General features: G+C 37.1%; 12 protein-coding genes and 1 pseudogene. 8 read left to right on the top strand and 5 right to left on the bottom strand.

Translation table 11 applies throughout. From position 1 onward, the window contains the following. Nucleotides 1-156 precede the first annotated feature (156 nt). Nucleotides 157-678, top strand: coding sequence for a non-heme ferritin (ftnA, locus tag L0B53_RS00920; RefSeq protein ID WP_235059443.1), 522 nt, complete (start codon nucleotides 157-159; stop codon nucleotides 676-678). Between the two features lie 64 nt (nucleotides 679-742). On the opposite strand, the gene L0B53_RS00915 is transcribed toward ftnA, so the two are convergent. Continuing rightward, entirely contained in the window at nucleotides 743-1,642 is a 900-nt protein-coding gene (locus tag L0B53_RS00915; RefSeq protein ID WP_235059442.1) for a DnaJ C-terminal domain-containing protein, read from the bottom strand. 915 nt (nucleotides 1,643-2,557) lie between these two features. Here L0B53_RS00915 and L0B53_RS00910 point away from each other — a divergent pair. Beyond that, nucleotides 2,558-3,523, top strand: coding sequence for a pyridoxal-phosphate dependent enzyme (locus L0B53_RS00910; protein ID WP_235059441.1), 966 nt, complete (start codon nucleotides 2,558-2,560; stop codon nucleotides 3,521-3,523). On the opposite strand, the gene L0B53_RS00905 is transcribed toward L0B53_RS00910, so the two are convergent. Beyond that, a complete protein-coding gene (locus L0B53_RS00905) occupies nucleotides 3,520-4,002 on the bottom strand; it encodes a GNAT family N-acetyltransferase (protein WP_235059440.1) in 483 nt (160 codons plus the stop codon). The two genes, L0B53_RS00910 and L0B53_RS00905, sit on opposite strands and share 4 nt — an antisense overlap. Nucleotides 4,003-4,251: 249 nt before the next feature. Here L0B53_RS00905 and L0B53_RS00900 point away from each other — a divergent pair, with 249 nt between their 5' ends. Continuing rightward, a complete protein-coding gene (locus tag L0B53_RS00900; protein ID WP_235059439.1) occupies nucleotides 4,252-4,431 on the top strand; it encodes a hypothetical protein in 180 nt (59 codons plus the stop codon). 688 nt (nucleotides 4,432-5,119) lie between these two features. Here the strand turns inward: L0B53_RS00900 and chrA are convergent. Then, nucleotides 5,120-6,280, bottom strand: coding sequence for a chromate efflux transporter (chrA, locus tag L0B53_RS00895; protein ID WP_235059729.1), 1,161 nt, complete (start codon nucleotides 6,278-6,280; stop codon nucleotides 5,120-5,122). A gap of 199 nt (nucleotides 6,281-6,479) precedes the next feature. Here chrA and L0B53_RS00890 point away from each other — a divergent pair, with 199 nt between their 5' ends. From L0B53_RS00890 to L0B53_RS00880, 3 genes are all read left to right on the top strand, one after another. Next, the gene (locus L0B53_RS00890; protein ID WP_235059438.1) at nucleotides 6,480-7,385 is read left to right on the top strand and encodes a LysR family transcriptional regulator; all 906 of its coding nucleotides are present in this window, start codon (nucleotides 6,480-6,482) and stop codon (nucleotides 7,383-7,385) included. Between the two features lie 217 nt (nucleotides 7,386-7,602). Continuing rightward, nucleotides 7,603-7,899, top strand: coding sequence for a PTS fructose transporter subunit IIB (locus tag L0B53_RS00885; RefSeq protein WP_235059437.1), 297 nt, complete (start codon nucleotides 7,603-7,605; stop codon nucleotides 7,897-7,899). A 273-nt stretch (nucleotides 7,900-8,172) separates the two neighbouring features. Further along, nucleotides 8,173-8,994 carry a PTS sugar transporter subunit IIA gene (locus L0B53_RS00880; RefSeq protein WP_235059436.1) on the top strand — a complete coding sequence of 274 codons (822 nt, stop codon included), beginning with the start codon at nucleotides 8,173-8,175 and terminating at the stop codon, nucleotides 8,992-8,994. A gap of 134 nt (nucleotides 8,995-9,128) precedes the next feature. Here the strand turns inward: L0B53_RS00880 and L0B53_RS00875 are convergent. After that, a pseudogene (locus tag L0B53_RS00875) lies at nucleotides 9,129-9,973 on the bottom strand (helix-turn-helix transcriptional regulator). 320 nt (nucleotides 9,974-10,293) lie between these two features. Between L0B53_RS00875 and L0B53_RS00870 the strand changes: the two are divergent. Then, complete coding sequence (locus tag L0B53_RS00870; RefSeq protein WP_235059435.1) at nucleotides 10,294-12,189, top strand: fructose-specific PTS transporter subunit EIIC; 1,896 nt, start codon at nucleotides 10,294-10,296, stop codon at nucleotides 12,187-12,189. A 439-nt stretch (nucleotides 12,190-12,628) separates the two neighbouring features. After that, nucleotides 12,629-13,714, top strand: a complete 1,086-nt coding sequence (locus L0B53_RS00865) for an NADH:flavin oxidoreductase (RefSeq protein ID WP_409202802.1) — start codon at nucleotides 12,629-12,631, stop codon at nucleotides 13,712-13,714. A 245-nt stretch (nucleotides 13,715-13,959) separates the two neighbouring features. Here the strand turns inward: L0B53_RS00865 and L0B53_RS00860 are convergent, their stop codons facing one another. After that, nucleotides 13,960-14,826: a hypothetical protein gene (locus L0B53_RS00860; RefSeq protein WP_235059433.1), complete on the bottom strand. Its 867-nt coding sequence runs from the start codon at nucleotides 14,824-14,826 to the stop codon at nucleotides 13,960-13,962. Nucleotides 14,827-14,829 lie beyond the last annotated feature (3 nt).

Genomic DNA, 14,829 nt, shown 5'->3' with positions numbered 1-14,829 from the left:
TATAAATAGAAGAGCTTTCTTGCTGCTAAAACATATTTAGGTTGTATATTCATTTTTTTGGCATAGAATAAAGTAAAGTTAACTAAGATTTTCGTCTCTATACCTAAGTGAAAGAGTATAGAATTGGATGAATAAAATTAAATAGGACGGATAAAAATGCTTAAGCAAACAATGATTGATAAGTTAAATGGTCAAATTAATCTAGAGTTTTTCTCATCAAACCTCTATCTACAGATGAGTGCATGGTGTGAAGATCAAGGGTTTGATGGCGCGGCCTTATTTATGAAGAGCCATGCTGTTGAAGAGATGGAGCATATGCAACGTCTATTTACTTATGTGAGCGAAACTGGTGCGATGCCTTTAATTGGTGCAATTGAGTCACCGAAGTCTAATTTTGATTCATTACTTTCACTGTTTGAATATACTTATGAACATGAGCAGATGATTACGGCTAAAATTAATGAGTTAGCGCATGAAGCATTTTCAACTCAAGATTATTCAACATTCAACTTCTTACAATGGTATGTTTCAGAACAGCATGAAGAAGAAAAATTATTCAAATCTGTTGTCGATAAGATCCGTCTAGTGGGTGAGAATGGGCAAGCTCTGTTCTTTATTGATAAAGATCTGGCACAGATGGCGACGACTCCTTCTGACAGTGTGATGACGGCAGAGTAGAGTAGTTAAACAAATTAATTAAAAAATAGCTCTGTAACTTGGTGTTATAGAGCTTTTTTTATGTTTAAGCGTCCGCGTTAAAACTTGTTTTTAATTGTTCAAACAATGCTTTTTGATCGTCATTAAGTTTCGTTGGTGTTTCAACGGTAATATTAATCAAAAGATCACCGGTTTGTGAGCCTTGGCGGTTAGTGACTCCCTTACCTTTCATCCTAAACTTACGGCCATTTTGAGTACCCGCTGGAACCTTTAATTTAAAGCGGCTATCAAAGAGTTGAACTTCCATCTCACCACCTAATGTTGCAGTGCAGATGTCGATCTTAGCTTGATAAGTTAGGTCATTATCTTCACGAGTGATCGTTGGATGGTCACGAATGGCAATTTTTATTAAGATATCGCCAGCGGGTCCACCATGAATGCCTGCGCCACCTTTACCTGCATATCGAATCTTTTCACCATGACTGATACCTTGTGGGATCTTGACGCTGATTTTTTTCGACTGCCCATCAATAGGAAGTTCGATGACCTGTTCGCCACCTTTGACCGTATCGACCAGATCAACATTGAGAATATATTCGCGATCTTGACCTTTTTGAGGGCGAGGAGCTCGACGGCCTTGTCCAAAAAGATCTTCAAAGCCACCGAATCCACCTTGTTGTTGACGAAAGCCGCCACCAAAGATATCTTCAAAACCACCAAAGCCTTGAGAACGACCGTGGCCGCCGTTTGAACCACCATTTTCAAAAGCAGCATGGCCAAATTGATCGTATTGTTGACGTTTTTCATTGTCAGTTAAGATTTCGTAAGCTTCTTTGACTTCTTTAAAATTAGCTTCTGCTGTTGCGTTATCGGGGTTTTTATCTGGGTGATATTTTATCGCCAGCTTCTTATAAGCTTTTTTGATATCTTTTTCTGTTGCGTCTTTAGAGACACCAAGCACGTTATAATAATCACGCTTTGACATTATCATTCCTTACACTAAATCATGAGTATCTTTGACTCATATATGGCCTAAATATTTTAATTAAACAGCAGTGTAGGGATTTCTGTCAATAACTCAACAATTACTTATTCTATTGTGGTGAACCACGGTATATACCCTTCTTACTTGAAGTTGCTAGGTTGTTGGCTATATTCATTCGCCCCAATCATATAGAAACCTATACTCATGGAGCCTCATTCACTTGCCGCCTACTAGCAACGCCAATTACTTTGGGTATAAGTCGACTATCTCAGAAGAGTTAATGACTTAAATCTTGCAATGAACGCTCAAAAAGACGAGTCAATAATGTTGGAGCTAAGCGTACAAAAGCAAAAATTGCGATTATTGAAACAATCGCCATTAAAATTGGAAACATGTTGCATACCTTTATTATAATTGTTCAGATAGTATATCCAAAAATATTATTTATACTGTGATAGAGAGTTAATATTTAAAATTCATTACAACTTACTCAATAAATATTAGTCTCACGTAAGATTTTTTTAGATTTTAATTCAATAGGTTAAATTTATTCTTATAACTCAATCTGGTTATTTTTGTGGGTAATAATGATCTTGATTAAAGTTTAGGGGAAAGGATTTATGGTATAATTCGTCGATTGAATTTTGGTCTGTATTTTAAATTAGTAATGGCTAGCTGCTTTATTCATGCCTGAATCATATTGTGTAGCGATATTAATGGGTCTATATCTTTCTTACTTGAAGATGCTAGGTTGTTGGCTACATTTGTTCGCCTCAATCATAGAGTACACTTATACTCATGGGGCTTCACTCATTTACCGCTTACTAGCAACTCCAATTACTTTGCGTATAATCCCTTTTTCCTGAGCGAGCGACGCCGCTTACTTTCGTATACTTAACCGATTATTTATCATTCATGAAAATAGAAAATAGCCCAACGACACACCACACTTTTAATGGTTTTAGTTTTTACCTAAAACGGGATGATCAACTTCACCCTACATTTAGTGGTAATAAAGCGAGAAAATTTAGAGCACTTCTAGATGGTTTTTATCCCAATATAACAACGATAATCGGATATGGTTCCCCTCAAGCAAATTCTCTTTACTCATTAGCCGCTTTGGCAAAGTTAAGAGGGTGGAAATGCGAGTTTTACGTTAATCATATTGCCTCTTTTATCAAAGAAAAACCGACAGGAAATTATGCTGCAGCTTTGGCGCTAGGTGCTAAAGTTATTGATATTTCGGAATCGGGTTTAGACCTTCCTACAAACCGTTATATTTCCGATATTCGTCAACCCGATCAAGCTTGTTTAGTGGTGCCTGAAGGGGGACGTTGTGCGCTAGCCGAATATGGTGTCACAGGCTTAGCAAAAGAGATCATTCAATGGAAAGAGCAACAAAAGATATCAAACCTTGTGATTGCTTTACCATCAGGGACAGGAACTACCGCTTTTTATCTGCATCGTTATCTGAAAAATTACGATATTGAAGTGTTAACTTGTCCCTGTGTGGGTGGTGAGACCTACCTTACAGAACAATTTAAAGAGTTGAATTGTGATAGCTCTATTGAGATTACTGCGGATATATCTCCGCACGACTACCCAACCATTCTCACGCTAAAACAATTAAATTTAAATAAAAAGCATCATTTTGGTAAGTTGTACCATCAAGATTACCTTATTTGGCAACAGCTCAACCAACAGACAACGGTCGAGTTTGAGCTTCTTTATGATCCTTTAATGTGGCGTTGTTTGATGGAATGGTTACCGAATCATCAAGATAAAACACTGCTTTATATTCATCAAGGTGGTTTATTAGGCAATGCAACGATGTTACCGCGATACCAACGTAAGTATCCAAACTTGAATACAGAGCGTTAAAGATCTTTAATCATCGCAACATCACAACCATTATGCAGTGTTCCTGATAATGGTTCAGTTAAAAGAGAGAAGCCGATTGATTCATACAGAGCAATGGCTCTCTCCATATTCGATAACGTATCTAAATAGCAACGCTGATAACCAAAATCTTGGGCAGCGTTAATTGCTAATTCAGATATTTTACGGCCAAATCCTAGTCCCCTAGCTTCAGGTAATAAGAATAGTTTTTTTAGTTCACAAATGGTTTCACTCTGGTTGAAACTGGCGACGCCACCGCCACCAACAATTCGACCATTAATAAACAGGATAAAGTATCGGCTTCTATTTTCAGGCTTATAATGTTGGCTCATGTTTAACACTTCTTGATCCGAAGGACCAAATCCTTCCCCAATTGCACCAAATTCTATGCCAACTTTTTTGATTACATCACAGATATCCTGATCATGTTCTGCTACTATTTCTATAATTCGTGAGTTCATTGATTTCCTCGTTTAATGAGATATACCGAAGTAGAAAAAATATAAGTCTAAATCAAGACACTATACCCTTCTGACATGAAGTTGCTAGGGTATTAGCTGTATTTAATCGTTCCAGTCATATAGTACACTTCTACTTATGGGGCTTTACTTATTTTCCGGCTATTAGTAACTGCAATTACTTTAGGCATATAGCAAGTTTTGCTTTATATTGATAAGCTGATATTAAAAATAACAACGAGAAATAATCAGATGGATATAACCCAAATAAAATACTTAACCGATGAAGAGTTAGCCAATGGTTTGGCTTATTGCTTGGAAAATATTCAAGCCAATATCAAACCCCATTTTAATCAAATTTGGTATGATGCGATTGCTGAAGAAATTGCAATGAGGCTATTAAATAGTGATGATCCAAGGTTAAAAGATTAAACCAATGCTTGATCGAAATGTGAGCAATTAAGTGATTAAAATATACTCAATTGCTCATAAGAATGTGAAAAAATAATAACCCGAAGTGAGTGATAGTGTATATATTTTAACCTTGTAAATTTTATCTTTTCTACGTCTTGTTCTATTTGATGCAATATAAAGAAGTAATATACTAATGATCAAGAATAGAGATGCAACAATAAAGCGGATAATATAAGGTACTTGATCTATCTGGAATAAATAATAAATCCAGAGTATGATCTGAATATCTGCTAACCCAAAAAATATTAATTGTTCATTAAATTTAAGTCTCATCTCAATGTATATTCAGTAAATATAAAATGGTCACCTGTATCGCTACAATACAGGCAAGGATAAGTCGTAGTGTATAAATATTAATATTATTTACTCATTCCATTAGGTTTCTTTTATTATAGACTAAAATTAGGATGCTAATATTTGAATTTTTAGGATTGAAAAGGATAGGGTATGGGCTTCGCTTGTTCGTCGTCATCATATATCGCTCTTTCTACTTCAAGTCTATACCCTTCTTACTTCAAGTCTATACCCTTCTTACTGTAAGTTGCTAGGTTGTTGGCTACGCTCGTGCGGCCCAATCATATAGCGTATCTATACTCATGAGGACGTACTTGCTTGCCGCCGACTAGCAGCTCCAATTACTTTGAGTCTATACGATAACGCCTGTGACAGCACCTGACACAACAAAGAGTAAAACAACAATAGCCAAAGGCATATTAAAACGCTTCATTAGAAGTGCGCCAAATAATACCCAAATTAGGTCCACAGTTGATAGTACGGCACTATTGAAAACAGGTTGATAGAGTGCACTCAATAGAAATCCAACTACCATTGCATTAACCCCAGTCAGCGCGCCTGTAATTTGTGTATTATTAGTTATTTTCTGCCAGTTCTTGAGTGCTGAAAGTAGTAGCAGAAAGCCTGGCAAAAATATCGCCAGAGTTGAAACTAGTGCCGCGATAATGGGTTGATCTGGAATAATATGGTATCCAATATATGTCGCTAATGTAAACATTGGGCCTGGAACAGCCTGAGCAATAGCATAACCAGTTAAAAATAGGTCATTGGTGATGGCGTCACCGAGTTGGGATTGCAAAAGTGGAAGAACAACATGGCCGCCACCAAACACTAAAGCGCCAGTTTGATAGAAATTGGAAAATAGTTGTAGCATTGGGTGTTCCGGTGAAGCGAAAAATGGAATAAACAATAGCAGTGAAAAAAATAGCAATAAATATAGAATCGAATATTCAGGCTGCTTTTTAAAACCGAGAGTTTGCTCTTTTTTTCTGTCGGATAAACAAAAATACCCAATGAATAAGGCACCAATCAAAACGATGACTTGAGTCAATACACTCGGTGATAAAAGCAAGATTGCAGCACTAATTATACAGAGAGTGGCGGTTAATTTAGTTCGACAGAAATTTTTATACATCCCCCATGTCGCATCTGCAACGACAACAACTGCGAGCAATTTTAAACTATGAACAATGCTGATAAATATGCTTGAGTTGGTTAGTTGGCTGCTCATTAACGCAATTGACAGCATGATAATGATCGAGGGTAATGTAAAACCTAGAAATGCTAATATTCCGCCTATTAATTTTCCACGTTGATAACCAATTGCAAATCCAATTTGACTGGAACCTGGTCCTGGTAAAATCTGGCTTAAAGCAACAAATTGGCTAAACTTTTGCTCTTCAATCCATCTTTTTTTGACAACAAATGTTTCTCGAAAATAACCAATGTGAGCGGCGGGTCCACCAAAGCTTATCCAGCCCAAAATAAAAAAAGGCCAGAATAGTTCGAAAATTGAGTGAGTATTTGTTCGAAACGATGAGTTGTCGATTTCTTGTTGTGTCATTAGGCGAATCCATTGCAATTAATTTTAACCGCGATACTATCCATTAATGTAAAATGACTCAAATTGATAATATTGGTAGTAAATATGAATGAAAGTAATAGTTCTATTAATGTTCGAAAAAATGATAACTCTAATTTGATATCAGCCAGTGATTGGAAAAAAATGTGATCTTAATTTATTGGTTACTTTTTATTATCTCTATAAAACAAACAGTGTGAGTGAAACCGCAAAACTTTGCTGTTTAAGTCAATCGGCCGTCAGCCATAGTTTAGGCAAGTTACGCGTATTAACCAATGAGCCGTTATTTGAAAGAAAAAAACATCAGATGATTGCGACAACTCATGCCGTTGAATTATTTCCTACTGTAGAGAAGATCCTCTCATTATTTGAGTTAAATATTTTGCCCAAACAGAACTTTTGTCCTAGTGATTATCAGGGAGTGTATAAAATAGGGCTTAGTGATTACGCCGAGTTTATCTTTGCCCCTCAGATTTATGACGCCTTACTTTTACTATCACCAAAAGCCAAAATTGAATTTGTGAATGTTAATCGTCAAAATTACAATATAGTAAGTGAACAGCAAAAACTCGATATTATTATTGGTAGTATTCCCCGTTTAGATGAGAAGTTTCAGCAGCAGAAACTATACACTGAAAAGCATTGTTGTATCTTTGATAGACAAAGAGTGGTGATTGACCAATTAGATATCGATACATTTTGTCAGTATCCCCATGCTTTAGTTAGCCCTGATAGTCAGTTTAGCACTCAAGTTGACCGTTATTTACAAGAAAAGGGCCTACCTAGAGATGTGAATGTTATCTCAAAAAACTTTTTAACTATCGCTCGGTTAGTCCAAGATCGTGCGATGTTTGCGATTATTCCTCGTAAGGTAGCAGAGATTCGTTTATTCACTCAATCACTCACTGCTGTAGAACCTCCGATCCCTGTTGCTGATTTTGATATCAATTTAATCTGGCTTAAACAAGATAATCAAAGAGACAGAACCCAGTGGTTAATTGAACAGTTAAGGTCACTTTTAACTGTTAACTGTTGACAATAAACCGACACCTATTGCGATTTCATATACCTTTCTTACTTGAAGTTGCTAAGTTGTTGGCTACGTTCGTGCGCTCCAATCATATAACGCACCTATACACATGGGGATGCACTTGCTTGCCACCTACGAGTAATTTCAATTACTTTAGGTATTGGTTGTTTACTGTCTTTATATCAATGATAATTAGTTAATTGTCTACTCTGAATGGATTTTTATGAATTTTATCGCAATTACAGCTTGTCCAACCGGCATTGCACATACTTATATGGCGGCAGATATACTTGTTAAAGCAGCAAAAAAAGCGGGTGTTTCAATTAAAGTTGAAACTCAAGGTGCAATGGGGATTGAAAATCTACTTACCCCACAGGATATCGCTAAAGCCGATCATATTTTAATCGCATCTGATATTGAGATTGAGAAGGGTGAACGATTTATTGGTTATAAAGTAAAGAAAGTCTCGATTGAGCACGTACTTATTGAAGGAGAAAAGGTCTTATTATCGATTATTTAGCGATACCCTTTATACTTGAAGTCGCTAGGTTGTTGGCTGCACTCGTTCGACCCAATCATAGAGTACCCCTATACTCATGGGGCCTCACTCACTTGCCGCCTACTAGCAACTCCAATTACTTTGGGTATATTGTTATTTAGTCAGTGTTATTTAATCACTATTATTTAATCAGTCAGATGTTGTGTTAGCGTCGCTACCTCCTTCAAACTTGAAGTCAATTGGCGAAATATATGATAGTCATGGTGTTATCTAAGTAAGTTGAGAAGGCGATTGATGTCAATTTTTAAAACAATCACATTTATTCTTCCTGTTGTAGGGATGCCCAGTTGGAAAATTCACCATTTACAAAAACTGGCCTCTTCTTTTCACTCTATCTTTCTATTTGTTAATGTGACTAAAAATAGTCATGATTCACTTTTTGCAACCTTAGGGCTTATGGCCAATGGCAACAGTGCGGGGGATCTTTGTCAATTGCATATTGAAGGTAAGGATGCTGAGTTAGCCCAAATGGTTCTTCAAGCTTTTATTGAAAAAAACACAATTATCATAAAACCGAAATCACCTTGGTTCCGTCAAGAGCCGTTACATAAAAATAAATCTTTTTTACTCCCTTTTGAGTTAAATTATCATTATTTAGAACTAACTGAGAAAGAGGTAACACAAGCACAGATTTTTAAACAGATAGCTCTAATGGCAACGAAAAATGAGCTTGAACAACATTCTGAAGCTAATAAGCACCAACTTGATATTTCTACTATTACCAATGATTTATTGTTTGCTTTAACGGCTAGGGAAGAGGTTTCATCAACGTATATCGGAGGTGGAATTGCTCTGCCTCATCTTATCAGTCGTCATATAACTTTACCCCAATTAATCATTATACGAGTTAATAATGAGGATGTTTGGTTTAAACAAAGTTCTTTGTTTATTGGATTGTTATTGCCAAAAGATATGCCAAGAGAATCGCTTAAGCATGTGACCTTTTTGACTCGATCTTTACTGAATCCTCATTATCAACGATTAGTTCAACAAGCCGAAAGCGCCGTTATTCTGGAAGCGTTATTAAGGCACAAAATGGCCTATTTTAACGTATAAAATTTACACTATCCTCCTCATACTTTAAGCGACTAGGTCATTGGAGTTAGTGGGATGTGAGCGCGTGTCATCATTACCTTAATCACTTTAATTAAGGTAAATAACAAATGCTAATCAATTAGAAAACTTTATTATTAAGCTAAAGATCGATATTCTTTAGGTGTTAATCCTGTTCTTTGCTGGAAAACACGATAGAAATAATTAACGTCCTTGAAGCCACAACGTTCTGCGATCTCAGCGTGTTTAAGAGGGTATTTACGAAGCATAAATTTACTTCTTTCAATCCGTACCCAAGTTATATAGTCCACTAACGTCATGTGCCCATGTTGTCGAAATAGGCGAGACAAATGGTTAGGCGTCATATTGAATCTATTCGCAATACTGTCTCGATTGATAACTCGATGAAAGTTTTCTTGTATATAGATACAAATCCCTTGATAACGATCTTGAGCAATGGGTTTATTGTTATCTGTTGGCTCAGACAACATATTTTGACAATAGCAAAGAAGAGAAAGTAATAGATGACGATCGGTAGGTATTCGATTATCCTCTTTAGCTAAAGTGTTTAATGCCATTAAAATAGAGTCAATTGCATAGCCTGTGCGATTCGGAATACTGTATTTTTGGACGTCAAAAAAGTCTTGTCGTCCTTTAGCTTTACTAACAAAGCTAAAACCTAGCTGTCTATGACCAAAAAGTAGACTTAATACTGAACATTGATCATCCCACAACGGCTTATTCCAACAGTTTGGTGGGATGTAAAGAATGTCCCCACTTTTTAATCCAACCGTTTCTATCTCTGAATGATGATTCTCTAACTGATTATTATAACTCCCTGTTACAACCATTTCGACCCGTGGAAAATTGACTTGATAACTAAATGAGGGGGAGTTAGGGTATCAGAAGCGAAATGTATTTGGTTTAAATTCTCTTTTTCAGACACAAGAATATCCAGTAATGTATAAAAAATCGTACTCATCATTAATTCTCAAAATATTTTATTGTGATGTAGCTCCCACTCTACCTGGGAAGTAATGCCACTTAAGTCCAGCTTGGTTTTTTACACTAGCTATTTTCGCGAATGGTGCTTTTAGTTTTTCTCGTTATAGTTTGTTGATATTACTACATTTAAATTTTATTTTATCGATTGTTAAATACCAGTTATTGTTAGATCTATATCACACAATGATACGGAGGTTACAATTATCCAGTTAATGTCTCTATTTTACTCTATAGTTTTTGCTTAAAGAAGAAGAAAATAGAGTCATAGTCAATGAAGATGCAACCTAGGAGTGGATAATGATTAATGAATTAATAAATGAGCAGTTAATCCTGTTGGATTTAAAAGCAGAAACCAAAGACCAAGTATTTTCTGAGTTAGCTGAATCCCTTCTTCAGCAAGGGCGAATCAATAATACACAACAATTTTTAACAGACATTTATGCCCGTGAAGAGATAGACAATACTGGATTTGAAGGTGGAATTGCCCTGCCTCATGCAAAAAGTGCCGCAGTCATTAAACCCGCGGTTGCGATTGGTATTAGTCGAAAAGGTATTGAATATGGCGCAGAAGACGGCCAACCTTCTCAATTATTCTTTATGATTGCGTCTCCAGACGGTGGCGCTGATCATCATATTACCGTGTTAGCTGAATTGTCTTCAAAGTTAATCGAACCCGATTTTGTTACCCATTTTATGACTGCTAAGTCGACAAAAGAAGCATTAGAACTCCTGCTTGCAACCAAAGTAAAAAAAGCGAAAACACTGGAAGCAGATAAAGGTTTTTTAATTGGTGTCACAGGGTGTCCTACCGGTGTCGCACACACATATTTAGCTGCTGAAGCGTTAGAAACAGGTGCTGCCGAGTTAGGTTATCAAATTAAAGTTGAAACCAATGGGTCTATTGGTGTGAAAAATAGTCCAACAGATGAAGAGATAGAGAAAGCGGATGCGATACTTGTTTGCTGTGATAAACAGGTAGATCTTAATCGCTTTGCAGGGAAGAGACTAATTAAAACAAGCGTTAAAGCACCGATTAAAGATGCCCAAGGTGTGATTAACCAAGGCTTATCTGCAACGCCATTTAAAGCCGATGAACAGAGTTCTCAAAACGAAGATAAAAAGAGTGATGGACGCTCAAACCTTTATCAATACTTGATGAATGGTGTTTCGTACATGATTCCATTTGTTGTTACCGGTGGTTTGATGATTGCACTTGCATTGGCGATTGGAGGTGAACCAACAGAAGCTGGAATGGCAATTCCACCAGGAAGCCTATGGCAGAAAATTTTAGATGTTGGTGTTGTCGCATTTACCTTGATGATTCCTGTTCTTGCGGGTTATATCGCTTATGCTATTGCTGATCGTCCTGGTTTTGCTCCAGGGTTAATTGGTGGTTGGATTGCCAATAATGGTTCATTTTATGGTGCTGAAGCAGGCACTGGCTTTATTGGTGCGATTATCGCGGGTCTGTTAGTCGGTTATTTTGTTAAGTGGTTAGTGAGCTTTAATTATCACAAGTATATTCAACCACTTGTTCCTATTATGATTGCGCCGATTGTCGGTACGCTATTTATCTCTAGTCTGTTTATCTTTGTGATTGGTGCGCCGATTTCGAGTCTAATGGACAGCTTGAATGCGATGTTAACAAGCTTAAGTACAGGTAACGTTGTTTTATTAGGTATTGTACTTGGTGGCATGGCTGGTTTCGATATGGGAGGACCATTTAATAAGGTAGCTTTCCTTTTCTCTGTCGGAATGATTGCTAATGGTCAAACTCAATTTATGGGTGCGATGGCGTGTGCAATTCCTGTGGCGCCTCTAGGCATGGGGTTAGCGACAATTTTAGGTCGTAAATTAGGCCTATTTGAAGAATCAGAACTTGAAGCAGGTAAAGCAGCTGGCGCAATGGGTTTAGTGGGGATCTCCGAAGGTGCGATTCCATTTGCAGCTCAAGATCCAATGTCAGTGATACCGGCTAACGTACTGGGCTCAATGGTTGCTGCTGTTTTAGCATTCTCATTTGGTGTTACAAATAGTGTTGCTCATGGTGGGCCGGTTGTTGCGTTACTTGGTGCAATGAACTTCCCATTACTTGCATTATTATCAATGGCTGCGGGTACTGTGGTGACAGCGGTTGTTTGTATTACTTTGAAAAAAATGCGTAAGAGTCGTGCTTCAGTAGAAATGGCATAACTTGTTATAAAATTAAAGTAAGAAATTATAAAGCTTAACGTTATCTATCTGGTCTTGGATCTAAATATGATACGTTAAGCTTTTTTTGTGTAAGTTAATGATCCAAATGAAAAGTGTATATATGCCTCATACTTGAAGCTGCTAGGTCGGTGGTGTCGCTCGTTAACCCCAATCATATAGAACACCTAGACTCCTAGGTCCTCACTTGCTTGCCGCCTATTACAACTCCAACTACTTTGGGTATAGATCAATAAATCTATTATGTGAATCTTGTATGATACCGTTTCAAATGAAGTTGCGGCTATAATGGCTTTTTTTTGCTTGCAACTTATTAATGGTTCTTGATTATTTCGGTCTATAATTGGAATAATCCAAGACAATCGTATTTTCTACAGAGGTAAATTTGAAAAGCTTATTTGAACAAACCCAACTTGGTGCAATGAAACTGAAGAATCGTTTTATTCGTAGTGCAACATGGGAAAATATGACAACAGAAGATGGTCATATGACGGATAAACTTTATAAAATTTATGAAGAGTTAGCGCAAGGAGAGGTTGGTTTAATTATTACTGGCTATGCGAATATTGTGGAAGAAGAACAGCCTAATCCCGGAATGATGGGCATTTATAATGATAGTTTTATTGAAGATTATAAAAAGCTAACTGATCTTGTTCATCAATATGATTCTAATATTGTTATGCAACTTGCTTACGGTGGCACAAAAACAACACATAATGTTGGTGAGCGTATTATATTTGCCCCGAGTGAGATACCTGAAAAAGGAACGGGTACTCAAGGCAAAGCGATGACCAAAGATGAGATCGATTATATCGTCAATGGATTTGCAGAAGCGGCGGGTCGTGCAAAACAAGCAGGGTTTGATGGCGTAGAACTTCATGGCGCTCATACGTATCTTATTAATCAGTTTTTAAGTCCTTATTATAATCGTCGCGAAGATGAATACGGTGGTAGTCTTGAAAACCGTATGCGCTTTTTAGTTGAAACCTTTAACGCGACTCGTGATGTTGTCGGCGCTGATTTCCCAATTTTAGTAAAACTTACAGCGACAGAGTTTTTTGATGGCGGATTAACTTTTGCTGAGACGCGTGTAATTTGTCAAAAATTAGAGCAACTTGGTGCAGATGGTATTGAGATCTCAGGTAATATTCACGGTAAAGCAAAAGCGATGACCGGTGAAATGTATGATGGCTTCCAACTTCGTGAACAAGGTTATTTTGTAGAGTATGGTCGTGAAATTAGCGATCTGGTGGATGTTCCGATTATTACCGTCGGTGGTCTATCAAATATTGAAATCATTGAAGAGATCGCAAATACCACCAATATTCAATACTTCGCTCTTGCTCGACCACTAATGTCTGAGCCAAAGCTAATTAAGCGCTGGAAAGAGGGAGATAGAGAGTCAGGGCTTTGTGAGCATTGCTCTAAATGTCGTACTCGCCGCGGCAACTTCTGTGTTATTCATAATAAACGCCGTAGTGCTCGTCAACAAAACGCTGAAAAGTAATATCTGATAACTAAAAAGGCTTACTTTGTATTTATACTCAAATATATATATACCCTTCTTACTTGAAGTTGCTAGGTTGTTGGCGATATTCATTCGCCCCAATCATATAGAAAACCTAGATTCATGGGGCCTCATTCACTTGCCGCCTACTAGCAACTCCAATTACTTTGGGTATAAGATGCAAAGTGAGTCTTTTTTGATTGGGATTTGAGAGATAAATTAAGCGAAACCTGAAAATTTTGAGTTTAATCAAATCGAGTCATATCTGGCATCACACCTAACATCTTGGTTGACCCTAAATTAAATGTCTCGAGTTGAGCTCTTGGGGTTTCTTTAGATTTAATTGAACTGGTATGCATCGACTCATCTTCTGTACTGACAGCATATAGTTGCCCAGAAAAAGGGATCGAGAGGTCATAATTTTCAAACCAGATTGCCATGGCATCGGTTAATTTTTTATCTGATTTATCTACATGAGCAGCATAAGAGGCGGGGTTAGCAAAAAGCCTCAAATCATGTACGAGATTTTTAACTTTTTTATCAGGAAATACCGCCGCCATTAGAATTCCAGGTATTTTATCAAACCAAAGATCGCAAACTGTTTGGAATGTCTCACCTAAAGCTTGCTGTTGTCCCTCTTTAATATAGCGTTGAGTCAAGCCAAATAAAGCTGGGCCATTTTGGTTTCCGCCATCTTCTCGAATAAAACCAGCAGATCCTACCATAAATGTATGATTAATCGATTTGATCTGTTTACTCGTCGCAATAGTTTGTTGATCCCATCCACCGTAGACAGAGAATTGATCGGGATTGGACTCTGTACTGCTATAACAATTAAGTAATGCTTCACAAGCCAGTAATTGTTGGTAAATAGTTGTAAAAGAGGAGTTATCTCGGATCCAAATGACTTGCCAATATAGATCAGGTTCTATTTTGTCGACAAAAGAGAAGATAGCTTTAATGTTTGGCGTACTTTGATAAAGCGTTTCACTGTAATTTTGAAATGCGATTTTATAGTCATCTAATTTATCGGTTTTAATTCGTCGTTGACCATAAAGAATAACCGGTATCATACTACGACTATTTTGTTGTTTAAATTCGATTACTTGCATCTT

Origin of the sequence: Vibrio sp. SS-MA-C1-2 (assembly GCF_021513135.1) — a bacterium.
In the GTDB taxonomy this organism is placed as follows: Bacteria; Pseudomonadota; Gammaproteobacteria; order Enterobacterales; family Vibrionaceae.
This window is presented reverse-complemented; position numbering and strand designations above follow the sequence as displayed.

Coding starts and splice junctions, on each gene's coding strand:
- ftnA (WP_235059443.1), top strand. CDS start 157: ATGCTTAAGCAAACAATGATTGATAAGTTAAATGGTCAAATTAATCTA.
- L0B53_RS00915 (WP_235059442.1), bottom strand. CDS start 1,642: ATGTCAAAGCGTGATTATTATAACGTGCTTGGTGTCTCTAAAGACGCA.
- L0B53_RS00910 (WP_235059441.1), top strand. CDS start 2,558: ATGAAAATAGAAAATAGCCCAACGACACACCACACTTTTAATGGTTTT.
- L0B53_RS00905 (WP_235059440.1), bottom strand. CDS start 4,002: ATGAACTCACGAATTATAGAAATAGTAGCAGAACATGATCAGGATATC.
- L0B53_RS00900 (WP_235059439.1), top strand. CDS start 4,252: ATGGATATAACCCAAATAAAATACTTAACCGATGAAGAGTTAGCCAAT.
- L0B53_RS00885 (WP_235059437.1), top strand. CDS start 7,603: ATGAATTTTATCGCAATTACAGCTTGTCCAACCGGCATTGCACATACT.
- L0B53_RS00880 (WP_235059436.1), top strand. CDS start 8,173: ATGTCAATTTTTAAAACAATCACATTTATTCTTCCTGTTGTAGGGATG.
- L0B53_RS00870 (WP_235059435.1), top strand. CDS start 10,294: ATGATTAATGAATTAATAAATGAGCAGTTAATCCTGTTGGATTTAAAA.
- L0B53_RS00865 (WP_409202802.1), top strand. CDS start 12,629: ATGAAACTGAAGAATCGTTTTATTCGTAGTGCAACATGGGAAAATATG.
- L0B53_RS00860 (WP_235059433.1), bottom strand. CDS start 14,826: ATGCAAGTAATCGAATTTAAACAACAAAATAGTCGTAGTATGATACCG.